This window comes from Nitrospira sp. (assembly GCA_029194665.1).
Taxonomy (GTDB): Bacteria; Nitrospirota; Nitrospiria; order Nitrospirales; family Nitrospiraceae; genus Nitrospira_D.
Genome location: JARFXO010000001.1, coordinates 1,108,544 through 1,123,669 on the forward strand (window position 1 = coordinate 1,108,544; position 15,126 = coordinate 1,123,669).

Annotated in this window: 13 protein-coding genes; 2 read left to right on the forward strand and 11 right to left on the reverse strand. The window is 57.0% G+C overall.

Translation table 11 applies throughout. The features are described from left to right. Nucleotides 1-64: 64 nt before the first annotated feature. On the reverse strand, nucleotides 65-1,330 hold the full coding sequence (locus P0119_05295; protein ID MDF0665478.1) for a multiheme c-type cytochrome: 1,266 nt from the start codon (nucleotides 1,328-1,330) through the stop codon (nucleotides 65-67). Nucleotides 1,331-1,385: 55 nt separating this feature from the next. Next, complete coding sequence (locus P0119_05300; protein ID MDF0665479.1) at nucleotides 1,386-2,120, reverse strand: TVP38/TMEM64 family protein; 735 nt, start codon at nucleotides 2,118-2,120, stop codon at nucleotides 1,386-1,388. 60 nt (nucleotides 2,121-2,180) lie between these two features. Here P0119_05300 and P0119_05305 point away from each other — a divergent pair, with 60 nt between their 5' ends. Further along, a complete protein-coding gene (locus P0119_05305) occupies nucleotides 2,181-3,452 on the forward strand; it encodes an SUMF1/EgtB/PvdO family nonheme iron enzyme (protein ID MDF0665480.1) in 1,272 nt (423 codons plus the stop codon). A 19-nt stretch (nucleotides 3,453-3,471) separates the two neighbouring features. Continuing rightward, nucleotides 3,472-4,101 carry a hypothetical protein gene (locus tag P0119_05310; GenBank protein MDF0665481.1) on the forward strand — a complete coding sequence of 210 codons (630 nt, stop codon included), beginning with the start codon at nucleotides 3,472-3,474 and terminating at the stop codon, nucleotides 4,099-4,101. 80 nt (nucleotides 4,102-4,181) lie between these two features. On the opposite strand, the gene P0119_05315 is transcribed toward P0119_05310, so the two are convergent. From P0119_05315 to P0119_05355, 9 genes are all read right to left on the reverse strand, one after another. Continuing rightward, nucleotides 4,182-7,586 carry a type I restriction endonuclease subunit R gene (locus P0119_05315; protein MDF0665482.1) on the reverse strand — a complete coding sequence of 1,135 codons (3,405 nt, stop codon included), beginning with the start codon at nucleotides 7,584-7,586 and terminating at the stop codon, nucleotides 4,182-4,184. Then, the gene (locus P0119_05320) at nucleotides 7,583-8,449 is read right to left on the reverse strand and encodes a nucleotidyl transferase AbiEii/AbiGii toxin family protein (protein ID MDF0665483.1); all 867 of its coding nucleotides are present in this window, start codon (nucleotides 8,447-8,449) and stop codon (nucleotides 7,583-7,585) included. Before P0119_05320 ends, P0119_05315 begins: the two co-directional genes overlap by 4 nt. 6 nt (nucleotides 8,450-8,455) lie before the next feature. Continuing rightward, the gene (locus P0119_05325; GenBank protein MDF0665484.1) at nucleotides 8,456-9,256 is read right to left on the reverse strand and encodes a hypothetical protein; all 801 of its coding nucleotides are present in this window, start codon (nucleotides 9,254-9,256) and stop codon (nucleotides 8,456-8,458) included. A 63-nt stretch (nucleotides 9,257-9,319) separates the two neighbouring features. Beyond that, nucleotides 9,320-10,456, reverse strand: a complete 1,137-nt coding sequence (locus tag P0119_05330) for a restriction endonuclease subunit S (protein ID MDF0665485.1) — start codon at nucleotides 10,454-10,456, stop codon at nucleotides 9,320-9,322. Then, nucleotides 10,453-12,597, reverse strand: coding sequence for a class I SAM-dependent DNA methyltransferase (locus P0119_05335; GenBank protein MDF0665486.1), 2,145 nt, complete (start codon nucleotides 12,595-12,597; stop codon nucleotides 10,453-10,455). The genes P0119_05330 and P0119_05335 overlap by 4 nt, the downstream gene beginning before the upstream one ends. Nucleotides 12,598-12,795: 198 nt before the next feature. Next, a complete protein-coding gene (smbP, locus tag P0119_05340; protein MDF0665487.1) occupies nucleotides 12,796-13,203 on the reverse strand; it encodes a small metal-binding protein SmbP in 408 nt (135 codons plus the stop codon). Continuing rightward, nucleotides 13,203-13,712 carry a hypothetical protein gene (locus P0119_05345; GenBank protein MDF0665488.1) on the reverse strand — a complete coding sequence of 170 codons (510 nt, stop codon included), beginning with the start codon at nucleotides 13,710-13,712 and terminating at the stop codon, nucleotides 13,203-13,205. Before P0119_05345 ends, smbP begins: the two co-directional genes overlap by 1 nt. Then, nucleotides 13,709-14,494, reverse strand: a complete 786-nt coding sequence (locus P0119_05350) for a carboxypeptidase regulatory-like domain-containing protein (GenBank protein ID MDF0665489.1) — start codon at nucleotides 14,492-14,494, stop codon at nucleotides 13,709-13,711. The genes P0119_05345 and P0119_05350 overlap by 4 nt, the downstream gene beginning before the upstream one ends. 19 nt (nucleotides 14,495-14,513) lie before the next feature. After that, the gene (locus P0119_05355) at nucleotides 14,514-15,107 is read right to left on the reverse strand and encodes a hypothetical protein (GenBank protein ID MDF0665490.1); all 594 of its coding nucleotides are present in this window, start codon (nucleotides 15,105-15,107) and stop codon (nucleotides 14,514-14,516) included. Between the last annotated feature and the right edge of the window lie 19 nt (nucleotides 15,108-15,126).

The following is a 15,126-nucleotide window of genomic DNA, read 5'->3' on the forward strand; positions in this document are numbered from 1 at the left end:
CGTTATGACATGAGACAAGAGACAATGAACAAAGATGATTTGCTCTTTCCCGGCGTTGTGAGTTTTAGCTGTGACTTGGTGCGGCGCAGGCGAGGCCGGTCTGTTGTCCAGTCTGCTCGAAGGAATCCGCCAGATTGCCGGTTAAGGGGACCTGTCGTTCATACAGGGTGAAGTGATAGGGATCCTTCGCCGTGAGACCGTACTTGTCGATGAGCATCTGATGTTGCCCTTCCGTCTGGATGTGGTAGCGCACCTTCGTGTTTAATTTGAGCCCGGCGCTATCTTCTGGGAGTCGATACTCGAACGTATAATCCCGGCTGGCCAACGGCACGAGACGATTGTCATACAGCTCGATGATCGCCGGCTGCCACATGATCCATCGACCCATCGTATCCGATTGCTGTTCCAACACTTTTCCGTTTTGATCCTCGACGGCAAACTCGACCGTGAAGTGGCGATCAGGGTCTCCCGTCGGGAGTTTATGTCCTGCGCCCGCATTGATCAACGTCAGCGTGACGCGGACCCTGTCGCCGGGTTTGGGTTCCGCCGGATCAGCCACCACTTTGACGTCGATCGCCCGCTTGACCATTGCTGGGTCGTGTCCGCCACGCCAGAGATGTTGACGGCCCTGGCGGATGGGACCGCCCACGACGAGCGGCCGTTCGACCTCCGGCATGTGACAGTTTTGGCAGATGAAGCCTCGCTCCTTACTCCAGTAGCCGTCTTCAAATTCAGGATAGGTGCCGCATGGCCCTCCGTTATAAAACTGCGCCGGTCCCCCCACGACGCTATGGCATCGATAGCACATCTGGGTCGTGCGAAACATAGGATCGTACTTCGTCGGATGGGGAGCCTTGGCATCCTCGAACGGTCCCAGGATCACTCCGTCTCGGACATGGCAAGCAGCACAGGTCACGCCTTCCCGCTGGTAGTTCGCATCATAATGGGGATTCGGCTCCTGCACGGCGCGTTCGACTCGGTCTCGCGGGATCTCCTTAATCAACGTCGGTTGCTGATTTTCCAGCGGCGTATGACAGTTGAGACAGACCCACGTGTGTTTATCCTTCGTCCAATAAGCCTGGAAGAAGGGATCGTCGTAGGCCTGTGCATGAATAGTGGTTTTCCACTCCTTGTAGATGTCGACATGACAGGTTCCGCAGGACTCGGCCTTGAGGCTTGTCAAACCTTCCGGAATCCTTTGATGGGGAATGGCAGAGGCATAGTCCGACCGTAGTCCAAAAATGACGACCGGCTTGACCTCGGTGTAGTACAGGTATGTGAGCCCCCCCAGGACGACGAGCCCGATCAAGATTCTCTTGAACCACTGCATCGATCTCTCCGTTTCCCTGCCCCACGATCGACATCATAGGGTACGGGCCTCTCTGTTATCGGTCGGGTTGCGAAGGAGGAACAAACTTACGATACACCACGGGCATGAGAAATAGCAGACCCAGCAGCGTGAACGCGAAGAGGAGCCGAGGAGAAGCCAATTCGGCGAGCGAATTGATCGTACCCAATTGACGGCCGGCAAAGGTGTAGGCAAGACTGCCTGGGATAATGCCGAGCGCTGTCGCGGCGACGTACGTCCCTACGTTCACTCTCGTCAATCCGGAGAGGAGGTTCACGAGAAAAAAGGGGAACAGCGGAATGAGCCGCAACGTGAGAAGATAATTGAAGGCGTTCTGGGCAAAACCCTCCTGAAAACCCGAAAGCCGGTCGCCGAACCGTCGTTCCACCCAGCCACGAAACAGGTACCGAGCGGCCAGAAAGGCGACTGTGGCTCCCGCCGTGGCTCCGATATTCACATAGAGCGCGGCCCACAGAGTCCCAAAGAGAAACCCTCCGGTAAGCGTCATCAGGGTCGCTCCCGGCAACGAGAAGGCGGTTTGGGCGACATAGGTCAGGATGAACAATGCCACGGCCGATACGTAATGCTCTTCGGTAAAGGTGAAGAGCTTGTCCCGATTGGCCTTGAGTACGTCGAGGGAGACATAGGCCATGAGGTCGAAAAAATAAAAGGCGCCGATTACGACCAGAAAGACTGCGGCGACGACGGCCTTTCCTTTCATTGAGGCCTGGCTCCGTAGATCAGGTGTAAGGATCTGTTCCTCAGCTGCCATTGCAACCCTCCGTCCGACTCCGTACAGTAATCCGTCACGATGTCGGGAGCCTCACATCTCGTGAAGCATGTCCTGCTGGTGGTGACGAGTCTCCTCCTGACCTATATTCTCGCCTTTATCACGCTGATGATCCGCTGGATGAATTTTTGGATCCGCGGGTCCTACTTTGCTTCCTATCAAACTATTTTCTTGATCACACTGACGATCTTCATGCTGTGGTGGTTACGTCGACATCATACGGGACCACTTCCCGTTTCCTCAACCATCCTGTACTCGATGGTCGTGGGATATGTATCGGGGTTGATTGCGATGACGCTGTATCCCATCACTCAACCGGATGGGCTTCAGCAGGTGGCCATGGGGCTCCGCTTTCCCACACCTGGAGCCGTTGCAGCGTTCTTGTGGTTCCCCGTTCGGATGCTGGCCTGGCTGTTTGGCGGCATTGCCGGCTTGATCATCCTCACGATGAGCCGACGATTCAAGTTTCTCTACCTCGTAACACTCACGGCATTCCTGTCAAACCCGATGACCGGAAGAGCGGGGGAGGAACCACCCTATCAGCGTATCGCTGCCCTCGCTCACGGCTCCCCCATGCTAACCGTCGGCGAAGGGTTGTTTTTCATGGGAACTCCTAAGACGGGGCATGACCCATACAGCCTTGATCTTCCTTATGATGACACCGAACAACCACAGCGTCGCGTGTGGTTGGATCAGTTTGAGATCGATCGAGACGAGGTCAGCCTTGGAGAATTTCTCCTGTGGCTGAACCGACAGCACCGTTCCATTCCAGCCGAGATACGTAAACTGATCGACCACATGGTGACCGTCCATGCCGCGTTGCCGGATACCCTCGCCCGTTGGCCGGCACTCTACGTCACCTGGACCGAGGCCTCGGATTTTTGCCGCGCACAGGGCAAACGCCTTCCGACCGAAGCCGAGTGGGAAAAGGCCGCCCGAGGAGAGAAGGGTAATCTCTTTCCTTGGGGTCACACAGCCCCGGCAATGGGATTGGCTATGTTCGGACAGTACCATGTCCACGAAATACCCATCGTGGCTTCTGTCGAGAGTGGCGAGTACGGCCGAAGTCCCTATGGCCTGCATCACATGGCGGGGAATGCCGCCGAATGGGTCGAAGATTGGTTTGGGATCGATTACTATGCGACCATGCCAGACCGTAACCCGCGGGGAGCAAGGCAAGGGCGCTACAAGGTGGTGCGGGGTGGATCCTGGAAGAGCGCTCCTCCATTGCTGCGAACGGCCACGCGAAGCGGCGCCGCTCCGGAGCAGAGAGCTGCGACCACCGGGTTTCGTTGTGCCAAATCGATTCGGTAGCGAAGGAGAAGTCTGCCTTATGAAAACGCTGATGATGATGGGATATCTTGTGTGTGCCCTAGCTGCTACGGATCTCGCCTCAAACGCTACACCCTCTCTGGGCGCAGCGACCAGCCCGACCGATGGGATCGGTTGGAAGCTCTATACGAACGATCGCTTCGGTTTTTCCGTTCGTTATCCGGACGACTGGCGCCTTGGCAACCCGCTGCCGGGCGGAATCGGAGTGACCCTGTTTCCGCCGAGCGAGCACAGCCTGGTCGCATTATCCGGCCACATGAATGTGGTCAGCGGCAGCAGCCAGGACGGGCGACAGACGCTTGACGAATTCGCCGCATCACACCGGCGCGTCATTACGCAGCTCTACGACAAGAAGAAGATGGAGATCACCTGGCAAAAGGATGCGAACACCAGCCTGGCCGGTTTTCCCGCAAAGCGCCTGACCTTCACCTATCAAGACGACCGGCGCAATGCGATGCTGGAGGTCCACATTTTTTCATTGGGGCGCAACGAAGGGCGCGGCGTGCGGATTAAGATGCCCGTCGATCGTACAGCCCAACTGATGCCGACGATCAGACGGATGTTGCAATTCTATGAAGCGGGCAGAGATCAGAATGCTGTGAGCCCGATCGTGCCGAAAGAGAAGGGTTGAGGCCAATGTACGAAATCTTCACTGACTGCCTTCTTCCCGGAATAGAAAGAAGCTGATTTCGCCACCCTGCTTGCCGGCGACTATGCCTCCAAACCAGGACCCGTCGCGCTCAGCTGCCAGATGTAGTCGTATACCTGTCCGGCCACCGTCTCCGTTTCTTCTTCTGTAAACGGAGGCCGCGGCAAGGCCTGCCAGAGGTTGTCGAGGATAAACACTTTCACTTCCGCCTGCGTCGTCGTATTTTCCGTCCAGTTGCGCATGGGCTTGAGTAGTGACTGCAACGAGGAGAATAATGCTTTGCTGGCTTGTTTGAGCCGTTCACGATCCGCCTTGCTGATGTGATCCCTAAGGAGCAAATCAAAGAGGGCAAGTTCCTCTTCGCTCAGGCCTTCCTCTGCCGCCCGCCGTTGTTCCGCATCAAGGCTGTCTGCCAGCTCGACAAGCCTGGCGAAGGTTTCTTCAACCGTAATGCGGTCTTTCTCTCGGTTATAGTCGGCGACGATTTCCTGATACTTCTTGTAATAATCCATCCGCATGGGATTTCGAGCGAGCATCTGCGCCAGCTTTTTCTCAACCACATCACGGATGTCTTGCAAGGCAGCGTGCTTACGTCTGACCTTTGCTGCAAACTCGTCCCGCAGCCTCGCAAAGTCCACGAGGCTGAGATCGACTCTCAGCCCCTCGGCCTGGTCGCCGCCCGGAGCCTGGGCCTGGATCGCCTCGTTCACGATGCGGTGCAGTGCCTTGAGGACTTCAGTCACGTCGGCGGTGTCGTGCCGCTCATTCAGTTTCTTGTAGATGGCCTCAATATTGTCGTGACGTTCCGCATAGGTGAAGACGCTCGGCTCCATGAGCAGCGCTTTGAACCGGGCGAAGACCTGCCGGGCCATGATCTCGAAGCGCCGCTTCGCGTCATCGGACTGGTAGAGCGCGTCCACGGCATCACGCAAGGCTTCGATCCGCATGAACCCTGTGGCTCCTTGCAGTCTGGCTGGGTCGAAGTTGAGCGTCTTCAGATGATTCTCTGTCGCTTTAATGGCCTGCAGCAGCAACGCCACAAGCTCCTCGATCGGCGCCACAACGGTATCCGCTCCATCATCTGCATCCTCATCGCCGATGGCATACTGCGCCAACGCCTCACGAAGGCTCTTCAACATGCCGTTGTAGTCCACGATGACCCCGCATTCCTTGCCGGGATACACGCGATTGGCGCGAGCGATCGCCTGCATCAGCGTATGGGCTTTCAACGGCTTGTCGATGTAGAGCGTCGCCAGACATTCCACGTCGAAACCGGTCAGCCACATGGCGCACACGACGGCAATCTTGAACGGATGCTGCGGATCCTTGAAGGCGTCGTCCACGGCAACCCGCCTGCCGTCCGGCGTCTGAAAGCCGGACTTCATGACCACGCGATGGGGGATGATGTCGAAGTCCCACTTGGCGAAATCGCGCACTTCGTTCTGCGCGTCGCTGATGATCATCTCAATGAGCGTCGTTTCCATCCAACGAACCTGACCGCGCAAAAACTCCAGTTCTTTCGTCAAGCGCTCCTGAGCTTCTTCGTCGGCGGCCTTGGCCAACTCGGCTTCCTTTACCGGAATCGATGCGCGCACCTGCTTGAGTTTGACCTGCCAGCGGGACTCGATTCGCTGAAGCATCCGGGCGCAGGTGATCTTGTCGATACACACGAGCATGGACTTTCCGGTTTCCCAACGGGTCGAACAATGTTCGACAAAGTCATCAGCCAGCTTGTCGAGGCGGTCACCTGCTGTAATCACCTCATAGTCCTTGCCCAACAGCTTCTCAAGCAGCGAGATTTGGTCCGGGTCAAGTTCCGCGTTCTCGATCGCTTCGGCAATCCGGTCGTTCAAATCGAGCCGGGCGATCCCCAGCTTCTCGCCTCTATTTTCGTATACCAGCTTGACCGTGGACTGGTCTTCTTCGGATCGCTTGAAGTCATATCGCGAGATGTAGTCGCCGAAGATGCGCTTGGTCAGCTCGTCATGTTTGAACAGCGGCGTGCCGGTAAAGCCGATGAACGAGGCGTTCGGCAGGGCCAGCCGCATGTTCCTGGCAAACTTCCCCGCCTGTGTTCGGTGCGCCTCATCCGAGATCACGATAATGTCGTCCCGCTCACTATAGGGTACGGTCACCGGCTGGTTGAACTTGTGAATGAGGCTGAAGATAAACCGGTGGTTGCCTCGTAGCAGCCCTTGCAGTTCTTTCCCAGACCCGGCCCGAGGCGTCTGATCGTTGATGACGCCGCATCCGACGAAGGTCCGCCAAATCTGATCATCGAGATCTTCTCGATCGGTCATGAGAACGAAGGTGAAGGTACCGGGCACCACGCGCCGCACCTTCTCGGCAAAGTACGCCATGGAATAGGACTTGCCGCTGCCCTGCGTATGCCAGAACACGCCGAGCCGGCCGAGGTCGGGATGAGCGCGTTTGACCAAAGTCAATTCGCGGCTTTCCTCGAACAGCTGTCCGGTTGCGACATGGGAAGAGGGCTCTTCACGATGAACGTCCGCCGCCAAGAGATGTTCGCTGGATACTCTGTACTCAACCAGCCGCTCACGAACGGGAATCGACCGCTTCAACTCCTCCTGCCGAATGACAGAGGCGACAGCGTTGTTGACGCCCAACACTTGTTGGTTTCGCGCCACAATCTTGCGCGTGCCGCCGGCCCGGCTGTCGTCGAACAGAATGAAATTCTCGATGATGTCCAATAGCCGTTCCTTGGCCAACATGCCTTCCAAGAGCATTTGGGCATCCACTCGACCCGATTCGTGTTCCTGGTTGCGTTTCCACTCGACGAAATGCTCCCACTGGCTGGTGATGGAGCCGTACCGGGCGCGGTCACCGTTGCTCACGACGAGAACGGCATTGTGATGGAAGGCGTGGGCGATGCTATGGTCGTGCAGGTAATCAGTCAGGTTGTCCTCGAAACCGGCTCTGATATTCCGATAGACGGCTTTGAGTTCAATGAATACCAGCGGCAATCCATTCACGAAACAGACGAGATCGGCCCGCCGGTTGTAGTGCGGCACCCGCACGCCTTGGATCTTCAACTCGCGGACGGCGAGGAAGCGGTTGCTGTCGGCGATACGGAAGTCGATGACTCTGGCCCGTGCCCGGCAGGTCTCGCCTTTCGGATCGCGCCATTCGACCGGCACCCCGTTGCGAATGAAGTCGTAGAACTCGCGGTTGTGCTGCATCAGCGACCGCGCGACATCGATCCGCGTCAGCTTGTCGAGAGCTTGTTCTCTAGCCGAAGCAGGAAGCTCAGGATTGAGGCGCTCTACGGCGCCACGCAGATCGCGTACCAATACCACATCTCGCTCGGACGCACGCCCAAGCGTGCCCTGTGGTCCGAACGTCTCCTCGTTATAGGCATAGACGCTCTCCCAGCCGAGCCGATCGCGGAGGAAATCGGCGAAGGTTTGTTGAACCAAGCGATCTTCGCTGTGGATGTCGGTGATCATACGCGCTCAGTCAAGCGATCCGCCATGTTTGCTACCGTTCGGAATGCTCGATCCAGATCAAACGCCTGAAAGTCCCGCTCGCGAAGGACAGGTCTCAACTGAGCGTCTACTTGCTGTCGAAGAATAGCAAGACGTTCGAGACTCACATTGACCGGCTCATTGCCGGGCACAGCTAGTTTTGCCTGAACCAACTCGACCAGACCCTCATCGTTCGGCTGCAACCCGAGTGTACGGACGGCATAGTCGATGTCGAAGAAATCCCGGATCGCCACCTCTCGACGGCTTAACGCCGCGCGAAATTTCTCGGCGAAGGCCTCTCTCTGGGAAATACATCGCACCTTCGTGGGACTCAACGCCTGACCGGACACTGGGTCGAGCAGTATCGTCTTCGCTTCGCCGTTCAGAGGCGGAAGCAATAGCGGCTCGCGGAGGCCCACTTCGATCTTGATCGTTTCTTCTCTCCGCCCGATGGAAGACGTATAGCCGATCACGGCATTGTATTGCGTGGAGTTATTCGCGCCGGTCAACGGCTCGATCACACGCACAAAGGGCAATTGCTCCGGAAGCGCGCTGATGATGCCTTTTAGACTCTTGGCCTGCACGCTCTTCTCTGAGCGAGACGCATCGACCGGCATAGGAATGACGAAATCCAAATCTTCGCTCAGGCGGTAGAATTCGGCGTACACCTTGGCCAGGCACGTCCCGCCTTTGAACACGAGGTCGCCATGAGCGCTACCCAGCAACTCAAGCACGAGCGAACAGAAATAGTCTTTTTCGATCAGCCGCTCAGGGAATCCATATTGTTGCTGCGTCATGATGAGGGCTTCTCGAAAGAGTTCGACGTCTCCATACAGATCGCGCATGGCGGATTACACTCCGTCGTTGATGACGACACCCCAGCGCCGATCAACCGTGCCGCGTTTAGGAGCGACCGGAATCCATGGAATCATTCCCGTCGAGGAGGGCAACGCCTCTTCGAGTTTCGTGAGCAATGGCTGACGCGCCCCTTCTCTTTCCAACAACACGCCCACCCGTCTGATTGTGCCGATGTCTCCATAACGGAGCGTCAAGGTCACCAGGTCTGCCGCCGTCAATCGCTTCTTCTTGAGATCAGCGCGAACCCATTCGTAGGCCCTCGGGAGCGAGCCGAATCGCGACCAATCATAGACTGCGTCGATTAATGTCCGCGCTCGTGAGGAATAGACTGCCGTCTGGCCCTCGGCAGTCTTGGTCTCTTCCGTGCTGCCGAGTCTGGCATCGGCCACTTTGATGAGGTGAAACACGATCGATCCAATCGTGCGTTCACCGGAGATGCGATTGTTGTAGGCATACACGCGAACCGGCACCTGCTCGTCGAACCCATAACGATTAAACGTATTCGGCCCACAGATCTGGTAGCGGCCGTTCCGATCCTCCATCAGGGTGTTTAAGGCGAGAATCTCGTTAGGCGCCCAGACTCCACCGAGGGGCAGATGTGCCGGGACGAGGTACAGGCCCGGCCGGACACGTGCGATGAGACGGCCACGGGACAGCCGGCGGAACAGCTCACGTTCTTGGTCTCGGCTCAGGCGTAGGGGGTCTGTCAGTTCCCCGGTCCGGACAGTCCGCCGCTTTCTGAGCTGAAGATAGGCAAGGAGTTGGGTTTCCTGCCGCCCAAGCCTTGTTTTCATGGATGCATTATACTTCTTCTCGATGGCTTTAGAAACCATCTTGAAGAAATAGAATGCACCAGATCACACGGCAATCTCTCCGCTCATCAGGCGGGGAAACAGCAGATCGCGGGCGGCGCGGAGCTTGCCCTTCATTTCATCAAGCTTTGCAATCTGATCATGCAGCGGGCCAGCGTATTCGAGGAAAAGTCGGACTATGCGAGATTCAGGTACCAGAAGTGGTCGACTATAAGCGAAGTCCCTGTTTAGCCCAGGTACCGCGACATCGGTGCTGATAAAGTGCATATGCTGGAGTGCATAGTACAGCCATAGATTACTCGTCCCTGTATCGATGAAATAGACCGTATCGATTGGCCAGTAACCTTTCGAGCACCAGTAGACACTTCCGACGTTCCCTTTGCGGCCGACAATGATCCCTGGCCCCTGAGCCAAGCACTTCTCATGCGCGCCAACTATTCCGCTTGACCCATAGACAAGAAACGGCCCATCGCTACGATCATCTGCTTTCAGCGCCTTGCCGTAGTTTAGCGTCACGCAATCGCCGAGTGTTTTCCGCTTCCACCCCTCCGGCACGCCGTTGGTGATGCGGGTGTGCTCGTGGCCGGGGAAGCGGAGGCGGATGAACCATTCGCGGTAGAGCTGCCGCGCCGCTTCTTCCAACAGCACCATCCGCCGCCGGTTGTTCTCGATCAGATCGTCGTAGGCGGAGAGTAGTTCGGCCACACGTCGTTGCTCGGAGATGGATGGAATGGGTATGTCGAGTGAACTAAGAATCTCCTGGTTCAGATTGTTGATGTTGGTGCCCTTGCCTAGCAGTGAGAGTTCTTGGCGGAAGCTCGGCGCCCTGAAGAAGTACGAGAGGAACAAAGGATCGACAATAGGACTTGTTGCACGAAACCGAATGCAGAATGCGGAGAAAGACAGGTCTTCATAATTATGGTCTATCCGCATTGATCGCCCCACAAGTGCCCTGTTCCCGTTTGATCGTACGAACAGAATGTCGTCCTGTCTCAGCAGAGCTTTGTCTATGGATAGACCCGTGGGATTGATCTCGTCGACAACTGACAACTCAGGAACGATCCGGTCACCAAAGTCCTTGACGTTGATCACTTTGAGGCCGACGCCAGAATTGGCCTTCGTGTAATTCAGACCGTTCCTGAACTCGCCAAGCGCGCCGAGCTTCACCGTGGTGGTCGTCATGCCCCCAATTCCTCGAAGTTCTCTTGAATTTTCGCGGCTAACTCCGTCGCTTCTTTGTTGAGATCCGCCAGTTCGGTGTGGATATCGCGCAGGGTCTGCTCGAAGTCGAAGTCTTCATCTTCTTCCGGTGGCGCGACGCCGACATAGCGGCCTGGGGTGAGGCTCCAGTCGGCGGTCTCGATGTCTTTTCGGTCCACGAGTTTCACCAGCCCTGGTACCGTTTTGAGTTCGGCCTTCGGGAAACGCTCTTGCAGCCACACAACCTGCCGGTGGAAATAGACGGCTTGCTTGAGTTGCTCGACAGCAGCCTTCCGTTGCCCATCGAGCTGCTTGAAGAGCTTCCCTGTCGCACGGCGATCGTAGGCTTCGGCGATGACTTCATTACCCGCTAATTCTGCGCCGTGATCCGAGACCTGCGAAGCGAGCTTATAAAGCAGATCCACCTGTTTGATGAGGCCCCGAATCGCTTCCGCGATGGGATCGAACACCTTGCGCGCGGCATGCTGCACCTCGTTCTTCTCGGGTAGCGCCTTCGCGTACTTCTGGCCGAAGGCCGATAAGCTCGCGAGGAGCTTCTTGGCATCGACCTCATAAAGCTTGTGCGCTTCGCGCAACTCGGTCACGGCGTTGGCGACCGACTCCTTCTTGTCGGCGTCAAGATCAGCCTGTTCGGCCACTGCCTTCGCGAGCACATCGAAACGTACGCGCAGATCGTCGAGCGTCTGCTCGAAGGGTGACAGTGCCCCGGATACGGCCGCGCTCTCGCCGCAGATGCGGCCAAGGTAGTTCTTTATGAGCCCAAGGAACCGCTTCTGCTGGTCACGATACAGCCACACGATTGCCGCGAGGTTCTGCATCTGCTCGGGTGAAAAGTCGTAAATCTTGCGCGTGACTTTTCGGTACACATTGCGGGCGTCCAGCATCAAGACGTTGTTCTTGCGCTCGGGCGGCTTATTCCGGTCGAAATGCCAAAGCTCACAGGGAACGGTGCGGGTGTAAAAGAAGTTCGACCGGATCGAGATCATGACGTCCACGTCACCGGTCTCGACAATCTTCTTGCGGACTTCTTTTTCACCATGCCCAGCGCTCGACGCCTGAGACGACATGACGAAACCGACGCGGCCCTTCTCATTCAGGTAACTCCAGAAATATGAGATCCAGAGATAGTTGCCGTTGCTGACCTTCTTCTGTTTGTTGACGCCCGGCAGACCGAAGGGCAGACGCGGGTCGCCTTTGATGCGCTCCGCATCCACCAGATCCACGTTGAACGGAGGATTCGCCATCACGAAGTCGCACTTGCCCGGCTCCAAAGCTTTCTTCGGCGCTAGATTATGTTCGTCCTGGTAATAGGTGAGCGCCTCGGCGATCTTCCCTTCCAGCCCATGCACGGCGAGATTCATCTTGGCGATGCGGATCGTATCGCCGTTCTTCTCCTGCCCGTAAAAGACAACCTTCTTCGCCGTGTCGCCTCCCTCGTGCTCGATGAAGTGGCTCGATTGTACGAACATCCCACCCGAACCGCAGGCCGGATCGAAGACCGTGCCATGGTTCGGCTCGATCACGTTGACGATCATTTGCACCAGCGACGACGGCGTGAAGAATTCACCGTTGTCATGGGCTTTTTGAATGGAAAACTCAGCGAGGAAATATTCGTAGATGCGCCCGAACACGTCTCCGGAGGCTTGCCGGATCTGCTCGCTGTTGAACAAGCGCATCAGATCTTCGAGTACCTTCGGCTCGAAAATGCCGTAGTCCTTCGGCAAGATGCCTTTGAGCGGCACGAACTGGTCCTCGATAGTTGTCATGGCCTCCGTCACCAGCTTGGGCAAATCCACGCCGCTCACCGCGGCTTGCTGCATCAGCCAGTCGTAACGGGTTTTCTCTGGAAGGTAGAGAGCCCGGCGGGCGATGTAGTCCGCCGGTAAGACTCGGCGCCTCGGCATTTTGCCGCCGGCCTGATCGGCTTCAATCTTCTGCTGAGCGGCCTCGAAGCGATTGGCCGCATGGCGCAGGAAAATCACACCCAGCACGGGCATGAAATAGTCGCTTGATGTGAGCTTGGAATTGGCCCGGAGATTATCAGCAGCGTTCCAGAGGTCGGATTCGAGCTTCTCGATGTCTTTGAAGCTACCGTCCGTCATCTGCGTTCGCTGATCATTTCGTCCATATGTCCCACTCGAATTCGACGCAGTGTACCCGGTTTCTCTCAGGAAATCAGGCTGCTGAGGATGGAGGCTGGACTCGTAAGCGTGATGAACAGGTTGGAGCAGTGGAAGAAACGAAACATGTGGACACCGGGGCAGGACCGGTTCCGCCGGGGCCAGTCCCGATCGGGCCTGCTACGCCCCGCCGTCGCGCATGGCCGATAGATGCTTCATCGCTTCACGTGCCGCCGCGCGCGCTTTCGTGGCTGGATTCAAGCTCGCGCCGGGATCGACTTTGTCGCCCATGTCCGCCACCCGCTTACAGTGGGTGATGGCCTCCTTGAGGAACGGCGCCGCCGCTTGGCCGTGCGGATCATCTTTGGGCAGGAGGCCGAGAATCGCCGTCGCATGTTTGGTCACTTCTCCGCAATGGTGGATGATCGCCCCGCCATCACCCATGCCTCCATGCATGACCATTTCCTCGGCATCCCGAAGCATCGCCTGACCATGGTCCTGAATAACTTTCGCTGGCCCTGCCAATACCAGGCTCGCGCCGGCGGCAACTGCCAGGAGAGTCGCGACGAAGATCTGCACGGATTTCATCAAAAGACTCGGCCTTTCTTCACTGGTGCCTGATCGACCGGCGTGAGCCGGCGATACAGCGCGTGAAATTGCTCCGTTGTGAGCGCGGGATTTTCCAGCTCCATGAGCTGCTCGACAGTGACAGGATATTCCACGGTATCGTCGAAGCTGGAGGACGCGATCGCCACATAATGGGGCGGGAAGAGACGCTCCGGCAACAAAATGCTGACATCCCGATTGTACTTCTTGGCCATCCGGATGGCGGCGCGGGCCCGCTCCGCAGTGACCGATGGACCCAGGCCGATATTGGTCGGCGGTTTCCCCGCCTTCATGAATTGCACGTGAAGGTTCGTGAGACCCGCCTCGGCGAATTCCTTCTTGATCTCCTCCAGGTCCTTACGATGTTCGTTTGCCAAGACCACTTCAACCCGTCCCGACGATGTGACATTGTCCGGTTGCTCGGCGAGTGTACTGATCGTCGGCATGCCGAGAACCATCGCGAGACACAACCCATGGAGACCTCTTTTCATTCGAGGACTCGTTTCGCATCAAACAACCAGTCAAGCGAGAGGGTCTCGTTCGGCTTCACGGTGATATCTCGCTCTTGACTCCCCAAAATCGGGTGCCAGGCCTTGAGGTGGTATGTGCCTGCTGGGATGTCGCCGATGGCAAACGATCCACTGCTGTCCGTGACAGCATAATACGGATTGTCGATCGCGTACCCCCAATTCTGCATGTAGGGATGCATGCCGCACTGCATGGTAAACACTTTCCGCCCTTTGACCAGATTCACGATGTCGGTGGTCCCGCTCTCATGCAGGGCGGGCCGATGGAGGACAATATCGACCCCTGCTTCATTGTACGCATACCCTTGAATATCATGTAATACCGGATCTCGATTGAACACCGTGACTCGACGCTTGTCGCTGACCACGGTGACGAAGGGTAGGAACTGACAAAGGCTTGCTTCCACTTCGGCATCGGTGAAGGTGAACGGCTTGCCTCTCTCGATGCCCTCCAGGACCACCACCACATCTTTGAGCCCGCCGTCCGGCCCGATAGTGACTTCCTTCAAAAGCCGATGCCCATTCCCGTCCGACACCGCGCTGCAGAACTCTTGGTCAGGAGACCGACGCAGCTCGAACTCTTTCGGATCCGGCACGGTTCCGGTGAACGTGACTTTACCCCGCACGACTGCGCCATTCTCTACAGTCGCTGATTCATACGCCCCGGCATCTGCTTGAATTCCCAACATCAAGATAGCCGACATGGAGCCGGCTAACGACAGTTCTCTCAGATACGGTTGTCTCATATCCCCTCCGATCATGCATTCAGGGTTGCGTGGCTGCTGGATTCGCGTTATCCAACCGTCGCGGAAGTTCAAATAGTAGCGAAGATTGCTCAGCGAAGATCAGTCTGCGAAACTCTTCCGACCATTGCCCCTGCTTGCTCACCGTCTTGAGTGGAAATCGTTCGGCCTTGGTTACCCATCGGTAATATTGTCGGATTTCACCATTTTCGACGATGGTCACTTCGAACAACTCGGTTGGATGGCCGTTCAGCGTCTCATCCCCCACGAACTCTCGGGAGACCTCCCCATCCATCTTCTCGGTCACCGTCAACCGATGGTCGCTCGCAATCGGGACTTCAAGGTACTGGCGTCGTTTCGAAAAAATGAGCCACGACTGCTGCTTGTCCATTCGAACGATCATGATGCTTGCCCCGCTTTGGGGTTGAGCGTACTCAAACCGCCAGCGATCGTTCTTGGCATTGACGTGAGCGGTCACAACCGATCCTCCACTTTTCACGACGCGATCGGCGGAAAAATCAAACGCTGCGGCCGTTTGTGCCGGATTGCTCATAAGGGTCGCTGTCAGCCAGATCAGGGGTAACCCGGCTGAGGTGCGCGGTCGGCGCCTGCTCATGGATTATTTCTACCGCATG

Bases quoted from the DNA above. Each gene is read 5' to 3' on its own strand.
- P0119_05295 (MDF0665478.1), bottom strand. From the start codon at position 1,330: ATGCAGTGGTTCAAGAGAATCTTGATCGGGCTCGTCGTCCTGGGGGGG.
- P0119_05300 (MDF0665479.1), bottom strand. From the start codon at position 2,120: ATGGCAGCTGAGGAACAGATCCTTACACCTGATCTACGGAGCCAGGCC.
- P0119_05310 (MDF0665481.1), top strand. From the start codon at position 3,472: ATGAAAACGCTGATGATGATGGGATATCTTGTGTGTGCCCTAGCTGCT.
- P0119_05315 (MDF0665482.1), bottom strand. From the start codon at position 7,586: ATGATCACCGACATCCACAGCGAAGATCGCTTGGTTCAACAAACCTTC.
- P0119_05320 (MDF0665483.1), bottom strand. From the start codon at position 8,449: ATGCGCGATCTGTATGGAGACGTCGAACTCTTTCGAGAAGCCCTCATC.
- P0119_05325 (MDF0665484.1), bottom strand. From the start codon at position 9,256: ATGAAAACAAGGCTTGGGCGGCAGGAAACCCAACTCCTTGCCTATCTT.
- P0119_05330 (MDF0665485.1), bottom strand. From the start codon at position 10,456: ATGACGACCACCACGGTGAAGCTCGGCGCGCTTGGCGAGTTCAGGAAC.
- P0119_05335 (MDF0665486.1), bottom strand. From the start codon at position 12,597: ATGACGGACGGTAGCTTCAAAGACATCGAGAAGCTCGAATCCGACCTC.
- smbP (MDF0665487.1), bottom strand. From the start codon at position 13,203: ATGAAATCCGTGCAGATCTTCGTCGCGACTCTCCTGGCAGTTGCCGCC.
- P0119_05345 (MDF0665488.1), bottom strand. From the start codon at position 13,712: ATGAAAAGAGGTCTCCATGGGTTGTGTCTCGCGATGGTTCTCGGCATG.
- P0119_05350 (MDF0665489.1), bottom strand. From the start codon at position 14,494: ATGAGACAACCGTATCTGAGAGAACTGTCGTTAGCCGGCTCCATGTCG.
- P0119_05355 (MDF0665490.1), bottom strand. From the start codon at position 15,107: ATGAGCAGGCGCCGACCGCGCACCTCAGCCGGGTTACCCCTGATCTGG.